This window comes from Sapientia aquatica (genome assembly GCF_004358105.1).
Classification (GTDB): domain Bacteria; phylum Pseudomonadota; class Gammaproteobacteria; order Burkholderiales; family Burkholderiaceae_D; genus Solimicrobium; species Solimicrobium aquaticum.
The window spans coordinates 105,573-125,165 of the sequence record NZ_SMYL01000010.1 but is presented as its reverse complement, the minus strand read 5'-3'; the positions used below and the strand labels follow the sequence as shown (position 1 = coordinate 125,165).

The following is a 19,593-nucleotide window of genomic DNA, read 5'->3' as shown; positions in this document are numbered from 1 at the left end:
TCAAGCGGCGCTCTTCGATGAAAATTGCCAATTTACTTAGCTAAATCACTAAGCAAGTTACGTTTTGTCTCGAACTATTTTTAATTTGATTGCGCCTATTTTGCGCTCAATTACCTAACCTTTCTAGCGGATTTTGATCGATGTTCAAGGCTTTTTCAGATGCTTGCCATGAAGCGGTCATAAACCGATCAAACCCGCACAAATTCATCGCAAGAGTTGCTTTACAAACGATAGTGAAGTTACTACTATTGCCAACAAATCAATTTCAATTTAGCGTCATCATCTTCACGTCTTACCAGCAATTCGCTGCACCATTCTGACTAAGCAAAAAATCACTGCACGATCTATTCTTTGATAGGAAACGCCATGCGCCAATTTTCAGCGACCAAGCTCCTCGTTATTTTTGCGGTACTTGCTTCATTAATTGGTGGGGCGTGGTATTTCAAGCACAAACACAGCGCGGACAATCTCGACGGCGGCGACGATCCCAATCAGACGTTGACATTAGTCGATGGTGGCGACCGCAGCTTGGATGGCGTGCCAGCATTAGCGCTCACATTTAGCGTTCCACTGGATGCGAGCAAAAGCGCCGATAAATACATTCAAGTCTTTGAAATGCCCGCGAGCGCCGACGAATTAAAACGCCGCGCGGCCAGCAATCCAGACAATGAAGACGATGGCAATAACGGTTATTTTGAAAACGCCAACAACCAGTTACCCGCTAAAAAATCCGTCAGCACCGATAACAAGGATATTGATTTTACTGGCGGCAAACTGGTTTCTGGCGCGTGGGTGGTAGGCGACAATCCGCGCATTTTGTACTTCCCGCACATCAATCCACAAACTCGTTACGTGGTGCAAATCAAAGTTGGCCTGCCGGCTAGAAACGGTCAAACCTTTGCCAGTGAATCGCGTATCTCTATCCTTACCGCGCAAGTCTCACCCGCGTTTTACTTCGCCAGCAACGGCATGGTGTTACCGGCCAAACAAAACGGCGGCTTACCGATTGTGACGGTCAATGTGCCCGAAGTGGATGTGCAATTCTTGAAAGTCAAAGAAGACCAATTACCGCGCTTTTTAGATCGCGTCATTGACGGCAAAAAGAAAACCGCAGAAGAAAAAGCGGCCGACAACGAAGATGGAAACGACGAGGGCTACAACTACAACTACGACTGGCGACGCAGCAATTTGCGCGGCGCAGTGCAGAGTTATCAACTCGACGATTTACGCAAATTTACCGATAGTGTGTATGCCGGACGCTATGTTACCGAGCAAACCAAGAACAAGCGCAGCGTAACCTATCTGCCCGTTGAAGATGTCAAAGAATTGAAAGAACCGGGCGTATATGTCGCCGTGATGAGCCAGCCAGGACGCTTTACCAGCGAATACCAAACCACTTATTTCTATGTCAGCGATATCGGTTTACACACGCGCTTGTACGATAAATCAGCCGATGTATTTGTCAGCTCCTTAGCCGATGGCAAATCAGTCAATGGCGTTGAATTATCGTGGCTGGACGAGCAAGGCAAAGTCTTAGCTCGGGCTGAAAGTGACGCCGATGGACACGCGGTGTTTGCCGAACAGCCTAAAAATGCCAAGGTATTGTTAGCCAAAAAAGGGCAGCAGATTTCCTTGCTCGCGCTAAAAGAACCAGCCTTGGATTTGTCCGAATACACCGTGACCGGCGAGCCTTATAAACCAGTGCGTTTATTTGCGTATTCCGGGCGCAATTTATATCGCCCCGGCGAAAGCATTGATTTATCCGTGGTTGCGCGTGACGGCGATGGACATAATGTGGCGCCACAACCAATTCAAGCCAAATTAAAAGCACCAGATGGACGCGAACAATTTAATGCAACATGGCGCCCTGATGCACGTTATGCCGGTTATTTCTTGCAACATATTGCCTTGCCAGCCGACGCGGCAACGGGTTCGTGGACGTTAGAGTTACGCGCCGATCCAGCCGATAAAATCCCGTCCACCGTGTTCAAATTCGGGGTAGAAGAATTTTTACCGGAACGCATGAAGCTGGATTTAAGCAGCAAACAAAACAGCCTAACTCCAACAGATAATTATCAGATCGAGGTCAACGGTAATTATTTATACGGCGCACCAGCCTCGGGCAATCGCTTGCTCGGCGTAGTGCAATACGAACGCAATGTGAATCCGCTCGCTAAGCAATTCCCCGGCTTTGAATTTGGTAGCGCGAACGAGACCGAAAACAAGAGCCGCAAAGAGTTGGAAGAATACACATTAAGCGACAAAGGCCAAGCAACGGTCGATGTGGATTTGTCGCCAACACTCAAACGCCAATCACCGTTTAGCGTACGCACCACCTTAAGTTTGCTGGAAAGCGGCGGTCGTCCAGTAGTGCGCAGCATCGAGAAAACGGTTTGGCCTGCGGCTAGCTTGGTTGGTGTTCGTCCAACTTTCACCGGTGCTTATGCCACTGAAAACAGCCCAGTCGAATTTGAAGTCATTCGCACCGATGCGGCCGGCAAATTATTAGCTAGCAGCGGCTTGCCAGTGCGCTTATTCCGCGAAGACCGCAATTACTACTGGCGCTTTGCCGATCACGGCGGTTGGCAATCGGGCTTTACCGAAACCGAAGAATTGGTCGGCACCAGCACCGTCACTATCGGTGCCAATGCGCGCGGTCAATTACGCTTGCCGGTTAAATATGGTCGCTATCGCTTAGAGGTACTCGATCCTGCCACCAGCTTAACGACGATCTACCGCTTCTACGCCGGCTGGAATGCACAAGCAGACGAAGCACAGGGCAATCGTCCAGATCGAGTCGCGCTGAAATTAGATAAAGCCGCTTACAAAGAAGGCGACACGGCGCAACTCACCATTACGCCACCGCATAATGGCGAAGCCTTGATCACGGTTGAAGGCGACAAAACCCTGTGGTTAAAACGGGTGGCGGTTTCCGCCAGCGGTAGCACGGTCAACATTCCAATTAAAGCCGATTGGAAACGCCACGATTTATACATCTCGGCTGTGGTTCTGCGTCCAGGTAACGAAGGCAGCAAAGTCACGCCAGCGCGCGCTTTAGGCATCGTCGCCCTGCCGCTAGATCGGGCTGATCGCAAACTCGCCGTCGCTATCGATGCGCCAGCCAAAATCCGACCAGATACCAGCGTTAAGATCAAAATCAGCGTGCCGCAAGCTAAAGGTCAAAAAGCGATGGTGACCTTGTCCGCGGTCGATGTCGGTATTTTGAACATCACCAAATTCAATACGCCCGACCCGCATGAGTTCTTCTTTGGGCGCTTGCGTTATGGCGCGGATTTGCACGATGTTTATGGTCGTTTGATTGAAAAAATGGCCGGACAAAAAGGTAAGCTCAAATTCGGTGGTGATAACACGCCTAAGCCGACCAAAAATTTACCGAAGAAAGTCAAACTGGTTGATCTGTTCAGCGGGCCCGTTTTATTGAACGATCAAGGCGTCGCCGAAATCACCTTACCCATCCCCGACTTCAATGGCACCTTGCGCTTGATGGCGGTGGTCAATGGCTCAGATCGTTACGGTTCTAGCGATAAAGAATTACTGGTCGCAGCGCCGCTGGTGGCTGAGATTGCGACACCACGATTCTTGTCCTTGGGTGACAACGCATTGATCGCTTTAGACCTGACTAACTTGTCGGGCAGCGCGCAAGACTTTAGTCTTAACATGAACGGCGGCGACGGTTTGAAGATCGGCGAAGCGCAGCGCACGGTGTCGCTCAAAGATCAGCAAAAAACCACGTTACGTTTTCCGCTGGAAGCACGCGGCAGCTTGGGACTGCAAAACGTCAATCTAAAAATCACTGGCAAAGACATCAAGATTGAACGCGATTTCCCATTGATGGTGCAAGCGCCGACCCAGCAGCAACAGCTTAAAAAGCGCTACGTCATCAAACCGGGCGAAACCTTAGAGATCAAAGACCCAGACTTATCCGGCATGTATCCAAGCTCGGTCTTGGCGCATATCTTGGTGTCGAACAAAGCGCCAATTGATGTGCGCGCTGCGGTGCACGGGTTGCTGACCTATCCTTACGGCTGCGCTGAACAAACGACCAGCACGGCGTATCCGCATTTATTTATCGATGAAACGCTAGCCAAAAAATTCGGCTTGCAAACATTCACCCGCGAACAGCGCGTAGTGATGATCGATCAGGCGATCTCGCGTTTGGCGACCATGCAAGCGCCAAATGGCGGCTTTAGTTTGTGGGGCAATGCGTCCGATTACGAATATTGGTTATCGGCCTATGTCAGCAATTTCCTAGTCGATGCGCACGAGCAAGGCTTTAGCGTGCCGGATGCAATGTTTAACAAGGCAATGGATTTCTTGCTACGCGGTTTGCAAGAAGGTGTCTCGCGCTTACCGAGCAATGCGGCACAAATCAAAGCCGAGAACGACACGATCTGGCGCGAAAATCGGGTAAAAGATAATGGTCGCTTTAATGTTTTGGCGTTCGGCGGTTATGTGTTATCCCGCACCAACAAAGCGCCCTTGGCAACCTTGCGCCAATTGCACGAATCGCGCGCCTTGGCTGCTAGCGGTTTGGCATTAACTCATTTAGGTATCGCGTTAAAACAAATGGGTGATGGCGAGCGCAGCAAATCAGCCCTGCAAGAAAGCTTGAAAAAAGTGCGTAACACCGGTTACTGGTGGTACGACTACGGTAGCGATTTGCGCGATGCGGCGCTGGCCTATAGCTTGTTGCAACAACACCAGATCAAGCTCGAAGGCAGCGAAAACTTGTTAGCAGTGGTTGCCGCCGAAATGGACAAATACCGCTACTACAGTACGCAAGAAAAAATGGCCTTGTTCCAAGTTGGCCGCTCTTATGCGCTCGATACCGGCAGCACGTGGACAGCCAATTTGAGCGTTAATGGCAAGAGCGAAGATGTCAGTTCTAACTCAACCGTGTTCCGCGATGTGGAGGCGCGTGATTTGGTCAGTGGAATCAAGGTTAAAAATAATTTCACTGAAAATATTTGGATTGAATTAGGCCTGTCTGGCAATCCAACTAAGTTACTCGCGCCGAAAAATGACGTGATCAAACTTAGCCGCAAAATGTTCGCGCCCGATGGTACGGAAATCGGTAACCGCCCCCTGAAGGTCGGTGAAACCATCATCATGCAAATTAAAGTCAATTCCAGCGCACTAATCGGCACTGGCATGGTGGTCGATAGAATTCCGGCCGGCTTGGAAATTGAAAACACCAATATTGTCCAGGGCGAGCAAATGAGCGTGGTGCGGTTTGACAACCTCAATCCGGCTGAAGCGATGCAGAATCCGAATATCAAACACGTTGAATTCCGCGATGATCGTTTTGTCGCCGCAGCCCGTTTGGGCCAAGGTGAGTTAAATCTGTTCTATCGCTTGCGTGTGGTAACGCCGGGTAAATTTGTCATCCCACCGCTGTATGCTGACGATATGTATCGCCCTGATGTGTATGGTTCTTCGGGCGGCGCCGAAACCTTAACCGTAGTTGAAGCGCAAAAAGTTGGGGCGAAGTGATCCATCAAACCGTATCACAATTGGTCTTAACTTGTGGTTAAAACGCAGTTAGTAAATTTTATCAAGCAGATCAAACGCCATATCCGATTACACCAAATCGGCTATGGCGTTGTGTGCTGCTGCGGCGCGGCGATTCTTATTCTGTTGCTGATTGCGGATTGGTTTTTCCCTCTGCCTCCACCGGGTCACGATTCAATTAATGTGATTGTGGTGGCTAAAGACGGCACGCCGTTGCGGGCCTTTCCTGATCGGGCGCATATTTGGCGGCATCCGGTTAAGTTGGAGGCAGTATCGCCTTATTACATCCAATCACTGATTCATTACGAGGATAAAAATTTTTGGTGGCATCCGGGGATTAATCCGTTTTCGATGCTACGCGCTGCGTATCAATGGGCGCGTTATGGACGCATTATTTCGGGTGGCTCGACGCTGACCATGCAAGTGGCGCGCATCTTGGATCCCACGCCGCGCACGGTCCAAGGCAAGCTGGTGCAGATGTTTCGCGCACTGCAATTGGAATGCCACTATTCCAAAAAAGAGATCCTCGATTTGTACATGAACTTTGCGCCCATGGGCGGCGTATTGGAGGGCGTGGAAGCCGCCAGTCGCGCTTATTTGGGCAAGCCAGCCAAGCGCTTAACACACGCCGAAGCCGCGTTGCTCACGGTATTGCCGCAATTGCCTTCCGTCTTGCGCCCCGACCGCAATCCACACAAAGCCCAAGCAGCGCGCGATAAAGTGGCGCGTCGTATGCAAGGCGTTTGGAGCACGGCCGATATTAATGACGCATTGAGCGAACCGATTTCTGCCTTAACGGTTCGTGAACCCTTATTAGCGCCCTTGCTAGCACAGCGCATGAAAGGCCAATATCCGGGCAAGTTACGCATCGACACCACTATCAACAGCATCGATCAGCAAACGGTGGAAACCTTGCTGCTTGATCGGGTCAACGTGCTGCCGCAGCGTATTTCTATGGCGGCAATGGTAATAGAGAATAGCACTGGCGAAGTGGTGGCTTATGCTGGTTCGGCTGACTTTACCGACCGCGAGCGCTTTAGCGATGTGGACATGGTGCGCGCTTCGCGTTCGCCCGGTTCGACACTAAAACCGTTTTTATATGGTTTTGCGTTGGACGAAGGCTTAATTCATTCCGAGTCGCTGCTGTCTGATACGCCGCAATCGTTTTCGGGCTACCAGCCGGGAAATTTCCAGCAAAATTTTCATGGGCCGGTGAGCGTCTCTGAAGCCTTGGTGAAGTCGCTCAACGTACCCGCGGTGGAAGTCCTGGATCGCTTGGGGCCAACGCCGTTTGTGGCAATGCTGCGGCGTGGCGGGTTGAAACTGGAATTCCCTAAAGGCGCGACACCGAATTTAAGCGTAATTTTGGGAGGCGCTGGTGCGCGCTTGGAAGACATGGTGGGCGCTTATTCTGCGCTGGCTCGCAAAGGTATTGCGATCACGCCACGTTTTGTCGCTGCGGATCCACTGCAAGAACGGCGCATGATGAGCGAAGGTGCGGCCTTTATCGTGCGCGATATTTTGGAAACCGGTGGGCCAGTCGGACGTGCTGTCGAGGGCAATGGTAGCTATCGCGGCATCGCGTGGAAGACCGGAACCAGCTTTGGCTTCCGCGATGCGTGGGCGGTTGGAGTTAGCCAACGTTACACCGTTGGCGTGTGGGTTGGACGACCCGATGGCACTCCCAATCCCGGCTTCTTTGGCGCCAATGTCGCCGCACCGTTATTGGTGGATATCTTTACCGCCTTACCAGATGGAAGAAATCTCAGCCCCAATCCAGTTCCCGCCAACGTACAGCAAGAGAAAATCTGCTGGCCATCCGGCACGCGTTTAAGCGATTTAGGGCAAGGCGTCGATATTGAACAACTCTGTCCCTTGCAACGTACCGCTTGGACATTGAACGGCATCGCGCCACCGACTTTCCCTGATCGCTTGCAGGCCAGCACACCGCAACTGACCTTTTTTGTTGATCAACAAAGCGGCAAGCGAGTGCTACCGGATTGCGCCAAACATGCGTATCAACAAAAACAATTAATTCGCTGGCCAGCAGGCTTAGAACTGTGGCTGGACGCCGATTTACGCCAAAAATCACTGCCGCCAGAATGGGATAACGCTTGCGCCGCAAGCGCGAACTACAGCGATGGCAATCGTTTAAAAATCATGGGACTCAATGACGGCGAGGTCATCCGCCAAGCCAACGGCGGCAAACTGCCCGAAGCCAAACTGGAGCTGCGGGGCGCGCATGGTGAAATCAATTGGATGCTCAACGGTCGCCTAATCAATGGCAATGGGCGCAATCAAACCATCAAATTTAGCAGCGCTGGTCGCTACGACATTACCGCGTTTGATAATCTTGGCAACTACGACCGAATTGCGGTCAGCGTACAAATGCAATAACGAGCAATCAGCGATAAAATGCCGCATTCCAATTTTTAATCGCTAAACACCATGTTCATCGCCCCAACCGCTGCCACCAAACCCGACTACGATTTACTGGCTTTGCAATTGGCCAGTCTGCTCGAAAGCGAAACCGATTTAGTCGCCAACGCGGCGCAGTTTTCTGCCTTCATCTACGACACCATTGCTGATTTGAACTGGGCTGGTTTTTACTTAACCACGGCCAGCAAAAAGGCCGATGCCGCACCCGAATTATTGGTCGGCCCGTTCCAAGGCAAAGTCGCCTGCGCCCGCATCCCGTTTGGCAAAGGCGTATGCGGCACTTCCGCGGCTGAGCGTCGTACCATTTTGGTAACAGACGTGCACGAATTCCCTGGCCACATCGCCTGCGATTCAGCCTCCAATTCCGAAATCGTGATTCCCTTGATCGTCAACGACAAAGTAGTTGGCGTATTCGACATCGACAGTCCTTCGCTGGCGCGATTTACGCAGGAAGATCAAGTTGGCTTGGAAAAGTTGGTAGCAATTTTTATCGCTCAGACTGGTTTTTAATTTTTTTGGCGCTCAACTTTGAGCGCCATCGACGCCTTTCCCACCAAAATATCCTCCGAATACCCTAAATAGGGCATAGACATTTTCTCAACCTCTCTGTAATTTGATGGCATTTTGCTGCGACTATCCAAAGACTGCTGCAACGAATTTCAACCACATTCATCATCGGAGAATACCTTGAGCAAAACTGAAAATGCCGTCTTAATGACTCGCGCCATGACTGCCTTGCAAGGCAAATGGGACAACGCAATTGGGTTTATCGTGGTGTATTTGCTGATCACGATTTGCCCGTCTTGGATTCCAAATGTCGGTGGGCTAATCCAATTCATACTCGAAGGGGCGCTACAAATTGGGGTGGCTACGTTCGTGCTATCGATTTCGCGCCAACAGCCAGCCACAATTTCGCAAATGTTTAGCGATATCAATCGCAGCATGCTGAGCTTGGGCACTTATTTATTGAGCACGATTTTTATCATTTTGTGGGCTTTGCTGCTGATCATCCCCGGCATCATTGCGGCCTATGCCTATTCAATGACCTTCTACATCATGGTGGACGACGACAAAATCGGCCCGCTCGAAGCAATTACTAAGAGCAAGGAAATGATGCGCGGGAATAAGTGGAAATTATTCTGTCTACATTGCCGCTTTATTGGTTGGGCGTTGTTGTGCCTGCTAACTGCCGGTATCGGCTTTTTATGGTTAGCGCCGTATTTCATGGTGAGCAATGCCGAGTTCTATGCTGACTTAAAAAGCGGTCAAGCCGAACAGCTAGCCGCACCGATCTCAGTAGAACCGGTTTAACGCAAGCAATACCACGCCACAGTCCGCACAAAATGCCCTATTTAGGGCATAGACAAGGGCGGGCATTTAATTTAGTCTCGCGACTTGCCTGATGGCAATTCAACCATAAAACGCAAATTGCGACGTTTAACCGTAAAAATGAGAAAAAATATGACACGTAAATTAACTATGTTGACGCTCTCCGCCTTCACATTGCTAGCTGGCTTGGCAACTAGTTCAATGGCACAAACCGTGACCAATCCAGTGAGTTTGGTTGGCGGATTCGGTTATGGCCGCGGCGGCGATACGATTGTCGTCGGCACCTATACCGATGGCTCCGTTACCAACATTAAAGCGGGAAATGGCTTGGATTTGTTTTTGGGCGGCGCGTATCGACTGAACGAAAAATTGGCCGTACAAGTTGATGCGGGTTACCAATCTTCCACCGGTTCGGCTGTGAATGGTGAATTAACGTTTAAGCGTTTGCCGGTCGAAGTTCTGGGTTACTTCTATCTGGACAAATCCTGGCGCGTGGGCTTGGGCGCGCGCTTTGATGAGCACGTCAAATTAAGTGGTACTGGCGTCGCGTCGGCAGTTCAGCACAACTTCAATAGCGCTGTTGGTGGAATGGCGGAAATCGAATACCTCATCAGCCCAGAAGTCGGCATCAAATTCCGTGGGATTAAAGAAAAATTTAAACCTAACGGTTACGACGTTACCTTCAACGGCAATCAAGCGGCCATTTTGGTTTCGCTGTATTACTTCTAAGACCTTGGGCGACGATACAACGTCGTCCTAGTCATCGTTATTTTTCGTCACGATCAACGCCGCGTGCTGTTAAGAACTGCTGTCAAGCGTACCCAATTGGCACATACCTTGGAGCTGGATAGCCGCGGCAGTTAGCAATCGGGCGGGCAAAACAGCTCTCCCTTTTAATTAGCGCAAATACATCACAACGCGCTCAGAGCAAAATTCGACATCACTGTGTTCTGACAACAGCGCTCCATCGCCTACAAAAAATCAGCTAAGATATTTCGCACTATCGGTCCAACCCAGAGCAATCGTCCCGAGCCAACTATGTGCGTCAACTATTTGCCACCTAATCATCAGCAACTTGCCACTCAATTCGGCGCACCCTTGCCAGAATCGGCGCAATGGAAAACGGAGACATGGCAAGACTACGTGGCGCCGATTATTGTGGGTGACGACAACACACGCCAAGCGCTGCTGGGTGCGTACAGCATGATTCCTAAGTCGCACATTGCGTCGGGTGTTAAGCGTTACAGCACCATGAATGCGCGGGCTGAAACGATTGCCACGCTGCGGAGTTTTGCCCAGCCTTGGCGCGATGGACAACTTTGTCTGGTTCCCATGACGGCCTACTTTGAACCCAACTACGAAAGCGGCAAAGCAGAGCGCTGGCAGATCGGCTTAGCGAGCGCAGCGCCCTTTGCGGTGGCGGGTCTATATCGCACTTGGGTTGAGGGCGACGGAAGCACTTCGTTTTCATTCACCCAAGTCACCATCAACGCCGATCAGCATCCCTTGATGAAGCGCTTCCATAAGCCGGAAGATGAAAAACGTGCGCTGGTCATCTTGCCCGCCGAATCCTACGACGACTGGCTCAACTGTCGCGATCCGATACAAGCGCGCACCTTTTTGACTAATTTTCCGGCTGATCTGATGTGCGCAAAACCAGCGCCGAAGAAGCTCAGCACATCCAGCATTCCCATCGAACCGGTAAATCGAGAACTATTTTAATGAGCGCGATTAATTGCTATTGTCGAGTTTTTAAATTACTGTCGCGTAGTTCATGCCGCCTTAAATCGTTCCCCTATTTCATCCACGAAAGCACACAATGCGCCACTTTATTCAGCTTGGAATAGTAGGTTTTGCTTGGGTAGTAGGATGCTCCCACGTTTATTCCAGCGACATATTAGCGACTAATTCTGCTGCACCATACGAATCGGTAGCGGACGCAAAAACCGACAGCATCCGAGAAATTTCACAAGTTATCGAGGATTTCCGCAGTGCGATTATCAGCAAGGATAAAGACAAATTTGTGCGCCTATTTTATGGCACAGAAATTCCTTGGATCGGTGTTTCCGGCGATGCGACTTACCAAGCCCAGCACGCCAAAAACCCAAGCGCCACCAAAGCGGGCGGTACTAACGCATTCAGCTATTCCAAATGGATCGATGGAATGATCAACGCTTCCAATCTGAGTTTTGAGGGAAAATTTTGGAACATCACCATTGATACCGACAGCGACGTTGCCACCGTCACGTTCGACTATAGTTTTCACATCAACGGGCATAAAGAAAACTGGGGCAAAGAAGCGTGGCAACTCGTTAATACTGGAAAAGGGTGGAAGATTAATTCGGTGATTTACTCAGTCAACTGGGAGCTTGAGGTGGTGAAGTAATTGTCTACTGAGCCGATTACTGCCAAGTTTGCCGCACTAGGGGCTATGGATTGTGCACCTTTGAGAAGACTAACGGAGCTCCATTTTGGATGGGTGCGGTGTAGCGACTAATTTTGTTTTGTCCGGCAAATTGCGCATGCGACCTATTTTGAAAATAGTGGTTGGTGCTGCAGCTAGCCCAGTTTATCGAAAACTGTTGTTTATAATCAATACTCCGAAGAAAAGTGGGGCAAAACAGTGCTCAACAACAATAGTTTTGGCCGCAATGGAGTAATCTTATTTTTATTTTCTGTGACGTTCAAAAGACAGTTTCACAATCATCTCTGAATCCAAATCCGGGAACAGACTCATTAAGTAGTTTGTAATATTGCTTTTGGGAAATAGTATCTTTGCATTACAATGGCGCTTTATCTGAAATAATTTGCTTTTGTAAAATAGTTTCTAGCAAGGCAGCGCGTATAAATTTTTATATTTTGCCAATGAAACCATTATTTAGACCTGAGATTACCCATGATGATTGACGAACTTGTCTTCGCAAGCGACGACACCACCTCGAATTCAGTTCCAAAGCAGCAATGGAACATTTTGATTATTGACGACGATATGGATGTTCATACCAATACATCCTTCGCACTCAAAAACGTCCGCATTCACGACCGCAGCTTAAATTTAATCCACGCTTTTTCCAGTATTGACGGCATCGCCTTCCTCAACGACCGAACCGATATTCACCTGATTTTGCTTGATATGGTGATGGAAACCCACGATGCCGGCTTAAAAGTAGCGCGCTGGCTGGACGAAAACTCTGACCGCGCATTAAAACCAATCGTCATCCTACGCACAGGCCATCCCGGGCTATTGACCACCAACGACATTTTGGCCAGCACCCATTTTGACGGCATGATCGAAAAGTCACGCGTGACCTATCGTGATCTGATCGATTTACTCAGCCGAATGTTGCCGGAGAAATCGTCATAAGGTCGAGTTCTCAACTCACCCATACTAATTTTTCGCAATTAATTAGCACAAAATTCTAAAAGTCAGCGATGCAACACGCCAAAAATTGCATCGCGCTGTGGCTAGACGCAGCGACTGTTCCTAGTCAAATTCCTCCCTCCCCTCCCCTTGCTGCACCGCACGTGGTTTAACAAATCAATTGAAAATCGTCAAAATCCATCTAAGCTGGATTGACGAGATTTGGCTTGGTAGTTGAGCGTTTCATGACAAAACGCAATTCACTGCTCGGCCAACTGATTAGGGCAAAATTACCTAGCAAGTTTATGACGATCGATTCCACTTCCAGCGCTAACGCCGCCACCACCAATCCCAGCAGTGAACAACGATTAATCGCTGAGTTGCAGGAAAAATTAGCCAAATTCGAAAGAGAACAACAGCTCTTCCGCAACGCATTGAATAGTCTGCCGCAAGCACAAGTGCTGCTCAATTCGGCGGGCCAAGTGGTATTAGCCAATCGCGCAGCTTGCGCGCTACTCAAAGTCGCACCTGAAACAGTCATCAAAAGCCCCATCGCGAATTTTTTTGCAGAAGAACACGGCTTGTTTCAGCACCAATTAACCGAAGTACTGGCCAACGCCACGCCGCGCACATTCACCGCCAAAGCGCGCATCAACCAGCAAACTGTGTTGTTATTACTTGAGTGCCAACGCGTCGATACGGACGGTCAATTTCCGCACATTCAAGCCAGAATCACTGACATTACCGATCGTCACACCGCCATCATTAATCGTATCGATAGTCATTTTTTTAGCGATATTGTGGCCAATAATTTGCCCAGTATGTTGGCCTATTGGAGCGCCGATTTACGCTGCATTTACGCCAACAATCAGTACTCGACCTGGTTTAATCGCAGTCCAGAAGAAATGCGTAATCTGCATATAAAAGAGTTGCTGGGCGACGAGCTATTCCTAAAAAATTCGGATTACATCAACGCCGTTTTGCGCGGCACCGATCAGCAATTTGAGCGTACCTTAATCAAAGCGGACGGCAGCACCGGACACACCTTGGCGCAATACATCGCGCACAAAGTCGATGATGTGGTGGTGGGCTTTGTGGCGCTGGTGACCGACATTAGTTTGATCAAGCGCGCCCAATTGGCCTTAATAAGCAGCGAAGCCAAAAACCGCGCTATTTTGAAAGCGGTTCCCGATATTATTTTGACGCTCAATTGCGAAATGCTGATTTTAGAAGCGCACATTGGGGCGAACGATTTTTTTGGCCTCACCAAAACCGATATTGTCGGGCATAACGCACGCAATATTCTTCCGCCGGACATCGCGCAACTCTATTTCAACGCGCTCGATTCGGTGGTCAAAACAAATTCTGTACAAGTATTCCAATACAGCGTTCCGTATGCAGGCTTTGGTGATCGGCATTATGAAGCTAGAGCAGCGCTCTGCACCTACGATTCGGTCATCATTATGCTGCGCGATATTACCGAGTCCGAGCGCGAACGGCGCAGCCGCGAGCTCAAAATCTCGCAACGCTTGCAATCGAACGAAAATGATTTACGCGATATTCAGATCAGTTTAAAAATGGTCAGCGACGTGACCAAACTCGGCACGTGGATACGCGATATCAAAACCAATCAGATCTGGGGATCAACCCAATTTAGAAAGCTATTCGGTTTCAGTACCGATCAACCGATCCAAATGGAAACCATCATCGAGCGCGTGCATCCGGCTGATCGGCTGCAGGTCTTTGAGATGGCTAATTCCTACCAAATCGATCGGCAAGAGCGTTTTAAATCCGAGTTCCGCGTGCTAGGCCCCAATCTCAATCGTTGGATCGCTGTGGTGTGGCAGGTTGAAGTAGATGAGCAGCAGCAGCCGTTCATGAGCCGCGGCATCGCCATCGATATTTCAGAACGCAAAGAGATCGAACTAGAGCTACAACAAAAGCAAATGGAAGTCATGCAGTTATCGCGCGTGGCAGCAATGGGCGAATTATCCGCCGCGATTGCGCACGAAATTAATCAACCATTGACCGCGATTTTGAGCAACGCCCAAGCCGCACTGCGCTATTTGGCCCGACCTAATTGTGATGTGGCCAAAGTCAGCGAAATCTTGGACGACGTAGTCTCTGAGGATAAACGTGCGGGCGAGATCATCCGCCGCTTGCGCCGTTTATTTGAAAAGCAGCCAGGCGACCTGCAGCGCGTCGATATCAATCAAGTGGTATACCAGGTCGTGCGCCTAGTTCGTAACGACGTCATCAATCAAGGCGCGACACTGCTGTTTGAGCTACAAGAAAATATCCCGCCGGTGCTGGCTGACCCGCTGCAAATTGAGCAGGTCTTAATCAACCTAATCCACAACGCCTGCGACGCGATCGCGGCAATCGAGCTGCAGAGCCGAATTATCGAAATCAAGACTTATGTAAATCAGCACGACCAAATCGAAGTCAGCGTCAGCGACCACGGCGCGGGCGTGCCCGATGCGCTACAACAAAAAGTCTTCGACGCTTTTTACAGCACCAAAGACCACGGATTAGGCTTAGGGCTATCGATTTGTAAAAGTATTATTGAAGCCAACCACGGCCAACTTTGGTACCAAACTAAACCCGATGTTGACCGACAAGGGGCTAGTTTCCGCTTTGCGCTACCAGCAATTACGGTACCGTTATGACCGAGCGAGCAACGGTTTTTTTGGTCGATGATCAAGCTAGCGTGACTAAAGCGATGACGCGCTTATTTAATTATTAGCAGACTAACTGCAAACGCAAAAAAATGCGTGAGTTAGAACACGATTATCGAATCCAGAATAAGCCGCTGGGTGGCTTATAGTGATGTCAGTAGGTGAGCACGTGTAGATTTTGAATCGCAGAAAAATTAACCGCTTCGGTGCCAGCGCGGCATTTCGCTCATCGCACATGATGCCAACCGCAACAAAAAAGGCTGATGCAATATCAGCCTTTTTTTCCCCAACTTAGTTTGCTCGATTACGCAGCAACGAGCTTTGCGGAACTTTGTTCCGCTGGTGTTAATCGAGTGAGGTGATCAACCTGCGCATAATACTCCCGCATCGCCTTCTCTTTAACATGTCCAAAGCCGCGCACCTGCTCTGGTAAGTTAGCCAGCTTGAGCGCCACATCGTAGTTTTGCGCATCCAAATTAGCGACTAATTGCGCGATCATTTGTTGGTAATCGGCAGCCAATTTACGTTCAGCTTTGCGTTCATCGGTGTAGCCAAATAAATCCAACGCCGTTCCGCGTATGGATTTAAATTTAGCCAGCACTTTAAACGCTTGCCACACCCACGAACCGTACTGCGCTTTAACCAAATGACCGGCGTTGTCTTTCTTAGAAAACAGCGGCGGGGCTAAATTAAATTTGACGCTGAAGTCGCCTTCAAACTGGGCTTTTAGTTTGTCCGCGAACTCGCCGTTGGTGTACAAACGCGCCACTTCGTATTCGTCTTTATAGGCCATTAATTTATAGGCGTATTTGGCTACGGCGGTAGCGAGTTTGTTGCCCTTGCCTAGCTTTTCTTCGGCTTGTTTGACTTGATTGACCAAGGCTTCATAACGTGCGGCGTAGGCGCTGTTTTGGTAATCGGTCAGCAGAGCAACGCGGCGTTGGATTAATTTATCCAAGCTCTCGGGCATTTGCAGCACGATAGGTTTGCTTGGCATGGCAACTTTTTCTACTGCCGCTAGATCGACCGCAGCGCGGCGACCCCACAAGAAACTCTTTTTATTCGATTCCACTGCGACACCGTTGAGTTCAATCGCACGCAATAGAGCCGCTTCGGACAACGGAATCGCACCTTTTTGGTAGGCGAAACCGAGCATGAATAAGTTGGTAGCAATCGAGTCGCCCATCAACGCGGTAGCCAATTTGGTTGCGTCGATAAAATCGACATTGCCATCGACCGATTCTTTAATCAGCGCTTGCACTGATTGCTGCGGGAACTGCCAATCAGGTTGCTGTGCAAAAGTGCCGATTGGTGTTTGGTCAATGTTGACCACGGCGCGCGTGCGACCAGGACGCATTTTGGAAATCGCATCAAACGCGCCGGTGGTCAAAATATCGCAACCTAACACCAAATCCGCTTCACCGGTCGCAATACGTTGTGCCCGCAGTTTGCCAGGATGCGAAGTAATGCGAATGTGCGAAGTTACCGAGCCATTTTTTTGCGACATACCGGTCATGTCCAACACCGACACGCCTTTGCTTTCCAAATGTGCGGCCATACCGATTAAGGCGCCAATCGTAATGACGCCGGTGCCGCCGATACCGTTTAACAAAATGTTATAAGCCGATTCGCAGGCAGGCAAAACTGGTTCGGGCAAAGCGGGGAAATCGTCTTGCTTGGCGGTCCCGGCTTTGGATTTTTTCAGCTTGCCGCCTTCAACGGTGACAAAACTTGGGCAAAAGCCTTTGACGCAAGAATAATCTTTGTTGCAGGTGGATTGATCGATCACCCGTTTGCGACCCAACTCGGTTTCTAGTGGCAGAATCGACACGCAATTCGATTGCACGCCGCAATCGCCGCAACCTTCGCACACCGCATCGTTGATGAACATGCGCTGATCTGGATCGGCGAATTGGCCTTTTTTGCGGCGACGACGTTTTTCTGCGGCGCAGGTTTGATCGTAAATAATGACCGACGCGCCGACGAATTCGCGCAACTCGCGTTGTACCGCATCCATGTCTTTGCGGTCGTGCAGCGTGACGATTTCTGGCAAGCCTTCGCGTTCGTCGTAACGGCTTAAATCTTCGGTCACTAGCGCAATGCGCTTAACGCCTTCGGCCGCCATTTGCTGCGCCATCATCTGCACACTAATCGTGCCATCGACTGGTTGTCCACCGGTCATGGCTACCGCGTCGTTGTACAAAATCTTATAAGTAATGTTGACCTTGGCCGCCACCGCAGCGCGGATCGCTAAATAGCCGGAATGAAAATAAGTACCATCCCCCAAGTTGGCAAACACGTGCGGCAATTTAGAAAACGGCGCTTGCCCAATCCACGGCGCACCTTCGCCGCCCATGTGGGTGGTGGTTTTATTGTGCTCAGGATAAATCGCGGTCGCCATCACGTGGCAGCCGATGCCGGCTAAGGCCAAGCTGCCCTCCGGCACTTTGGTGGACGTGTTATGCGGACAGCCAGAACAATAAAACGCTGGGCGGGCCGGCGTGTCCACGGTTTTTTTCAAAACGACGTCTTTAGCTTCCAAAAATGCCAAGCGCGCTTTGATCAAATCGCTGGTATGGAAGCGCGCAATCCGCGCTGAAATCACACGCGCAATTTGCGCGACCGAAAAATCGGCCTTAGAGGTCAACAACCAATCGCCGCGTGGATGCACCCACTCGCCTTTTTCGTCGAACTTACCGATCACGCGCGGACGCACATCATCGCGCCAGTTGTAGAGTTGTTCTTTGAGCTGGTATTCAACGATTTGACGTTTTTCTTCCACCACCAAAATCTCATCCAAGCCACGCGCGAATTCGCGCACGCCGTCTGGCTCCAGCGGCCAAGGCATGGAAACTTTGTATAAGCGAATGCCAATCTCGGCGGCGAATTTTTCATCAATACCGAGTTCTTCCATTGCTTCCAACACGTCCAGATACGATTTACCCGAAGCGATGATGCCGAGCTTGGCATGTGGGCTGTCAATGGTGGTGTGATTGAGTTTATTGGCGCGCGCATAAGCTAGCGCAGCATAGATTTTGTAGTCTTGCATCAGCGCTTCTTGCTTACGCGCTTCGATGCCTAAAGTCTCCGTCGTTAACCGCGCATTTAAGCCACCTGCTGGCATGACGAAATCTTCTGGGATAGTGATCTTGAGGCGGAAGGGATCAGCATCAATCGAGGCGCTCGATTCGACCGTATCGGCCAAGGCTTTAAAGCCCACCACGCAACCCGAGAAGCGCGACATGGCCCAAGCGTGCAAACCTAAATCCAAATATTCCTGCACATTGCACGGATACAGCATCGGGATCATCGCGGCGGAAAACATATGGTCAGACTGATGCGGCAAGGTCGATGAATACGCTCCGTGATCGTCACCAGCGACCAAAATCACGCCGCCGTTTTTGGACGTACCCGCATGATTCATGTGCTTAAACACGTCGCCGCAACGATCCACGCCTGGGCCTTTACCGTACCACAGCGCAAACACGCCATCGTAGTTAGACGGGCCAATCAAATCGACTTGCTGGGTGCCCCATACCGCGGTCGCGGCTAAATCCTCGTTGACGCCGGGGACGAACTTTACATGTTGCGATTCGAGGTATTTTTTGGTCTTCCACAGCGTTTGATCGAGGCCGCCCAGCGGAGAACCGCGATAGCCAGAAATAAATCCAGCGGTGTTTAAACCGGCCGCTAAATCGCGTTGGCGTTGCATCAAAGGCAGGCGCACCAGAGCTTGGACGCCGGACAAATAAATCATGCCATTGGTGGCGGTGTATTTGTCGTCTAGGGAAACAGGTGCGAGCGCGGAACCAGCAGATTCCACAAGGACTGAAGTTGACATAAGTTTTCCAAATTGATTGTTTAGAGTGACAAATAAGACGCTGAAAAGTCGGGTAAGACAATTGCTAACTATTTGACGAAAGCCGAGGTATCGGCAGGTGCGACATTTTACAACAACCCCATCGATCTGCTACCAAAAAAACGTGGACATCTGCTGTGGGATTGAAGTGTAGGTAGAAATCAGTTTAGGCGGAAATAGGTGATTTGGATATGGGTATCATTTAAAGTGATGCCCTAAAAGTTTCTAGGTTTTTTGGACTGCTGGACTAGACTACTTAGCATGGCTGGTGCGGGTGATTTTCTGCTTTTAATTATTTTTTAGCTATTTTTTGTCGCGTAAATTGTCTTTTAAGATATTAAATGTTCCAGAACTGTACGGATGGCAGGTTAGAATGTGCAACCGTTTTTGGTCGC

Annotated in this window: 10 protein-coding genes; 9 read left to right on the top strand and 1 reads right to left on the bottom strand. The window is 50.0% G+C overall.

All coding sequences use genetic code 11. The annotated features are described in order from the left end of the window. Nucleotides 1-366: 366 nt before the first annotated feature. The 9 genes from E2I14_RS15945 (at nt 367) to E2I14_RS15905 (ending at nt 15,330) form a co-directional block, all read left to right on the top strand. Nucleotides 367-5,514 (top strand): alpha-2-macroglobulin family protein, encoded by a 5,148-nt coding sequence (locus E2I14_RS15945; RefSeq protein ID WP_133330345.1) that lies wholly within the window; start codon nt 367-369, stop codon nt 5,512-5,514. 33 nt (nt 5,515-5,547) lie between these two features. Further along, the gene (gene pbpC, locus E2I14_RS15940; RefSeq protein ID WP_206105660.1) at nt 5,548-7,929 is read left to right on the top strand and encodes a penicillin-binding protein 1C; all 2,382 of its coding nucleotides are present in this window, start codon (nt 5,548-5,550) and stop codon (nt 7,927-7,929) included. 51 nt (nt 7,930-7,980) lie between these two features. Continuing rightward, nucleotides 7,981-8,481: a GAF domain-containing protein gene (locus tag E2I14_RS15935; protein ID WP_133330343.1), complete on the top strand. Its 501-nt coding sequence runs from the start codon at nt 7,981-7,983 to the stop codon at nt 8,479-8,481. A 177-nt stretch (nt 8,482-8,658) separates the two neighbouring features. Then, complete coding sequence (locus E2I14_RS15930; RefSeq protein ID WP_206105659.1) at nt 8,659-9,282, top strand: DUF975 family protein; 624 nt, start codon at nt 8,659-8,661, stop codon at nt 9,280-9,282. Nucleotides 9,283-9,432: 150 nt separating this feature from the next. Then, nucleotides 9,433-10,029: an outer membrane beta-barrel protein gene (locus E2I14_RS15925; protein ID WP_165967870.1), complete on the top strand. Its 597-nt coding sequence runs from the start codon at nt 9,433-9,435 to the stop codon at nt 10,027-10,029. 309 nt (nt 10,030-10,338) lie between these two features. Next, nucleotides 10,339-11,022: an SOS response-associated peptidase gene (locus E2I14_RS15920; protein ID WP_133330339.1), complete on the top strand. Its 684-nt coding sequence runs from the start codon at nt 10,339-10,341 to the stop codon at nt 11,020-11,022. Nucleotides 11,023-11,119: 97 nt separating this feature from the next. Next, nucleotides 11,120-11,686 (top strand): nuclear transport factor 2 family protein, encoded by a 567-nt coding sequence (locus E2I14_RS15915; protein ID WP_133330337.1) that lies wholly within the window; start codon nt 11,120-11,122, stop codon nt 11,684-11,686. Nucleotides 11,687-12,196: 510 nt separating this feature from the next. Beyond that, on the top strand, nt 12,197-12,664 hold the full coding sequence (locus E2I14_RS15910) for a DNA-binding transcriptional response regulator (protein WP_133330335.1): 468 nt from the start codon (nt 12,197-12,199) through the stop codon (nt 12,662-12,664). Nucleotides 12,665-12,906: 242 nt separating this feature from the next. Beyond that, complete coding sequence (locus tag E2I14_RS15905) at nt 12,907-15,330, top strand: PAS domain-containing sensor histidine kinase (protein ID WP_133330333.1); 2,424 nt, start codon at nt 12,907-12,909, stop codon at nt 15,328-15,330. A 313-nt stretch (nt 15,331-15,643) separates the two neighbouring features. Here the strand turns inward: E2I14_RS15905 and E2I14_RS15900 are convergent, their stop codons facing one another. Further along, a complete protein-coding gene (locus E2I14_RS15900) occupies nt 15,644-19,180 on the bottom strand; it encodes an indolepyruvate ferredoxin oxidoreductase family protein (protein WP_133330331.1) in 3,537 nt (1,178 codons plus the stop codon). Nucleotides 19,181-19,593: the final 413 nt, after the last annotated feature.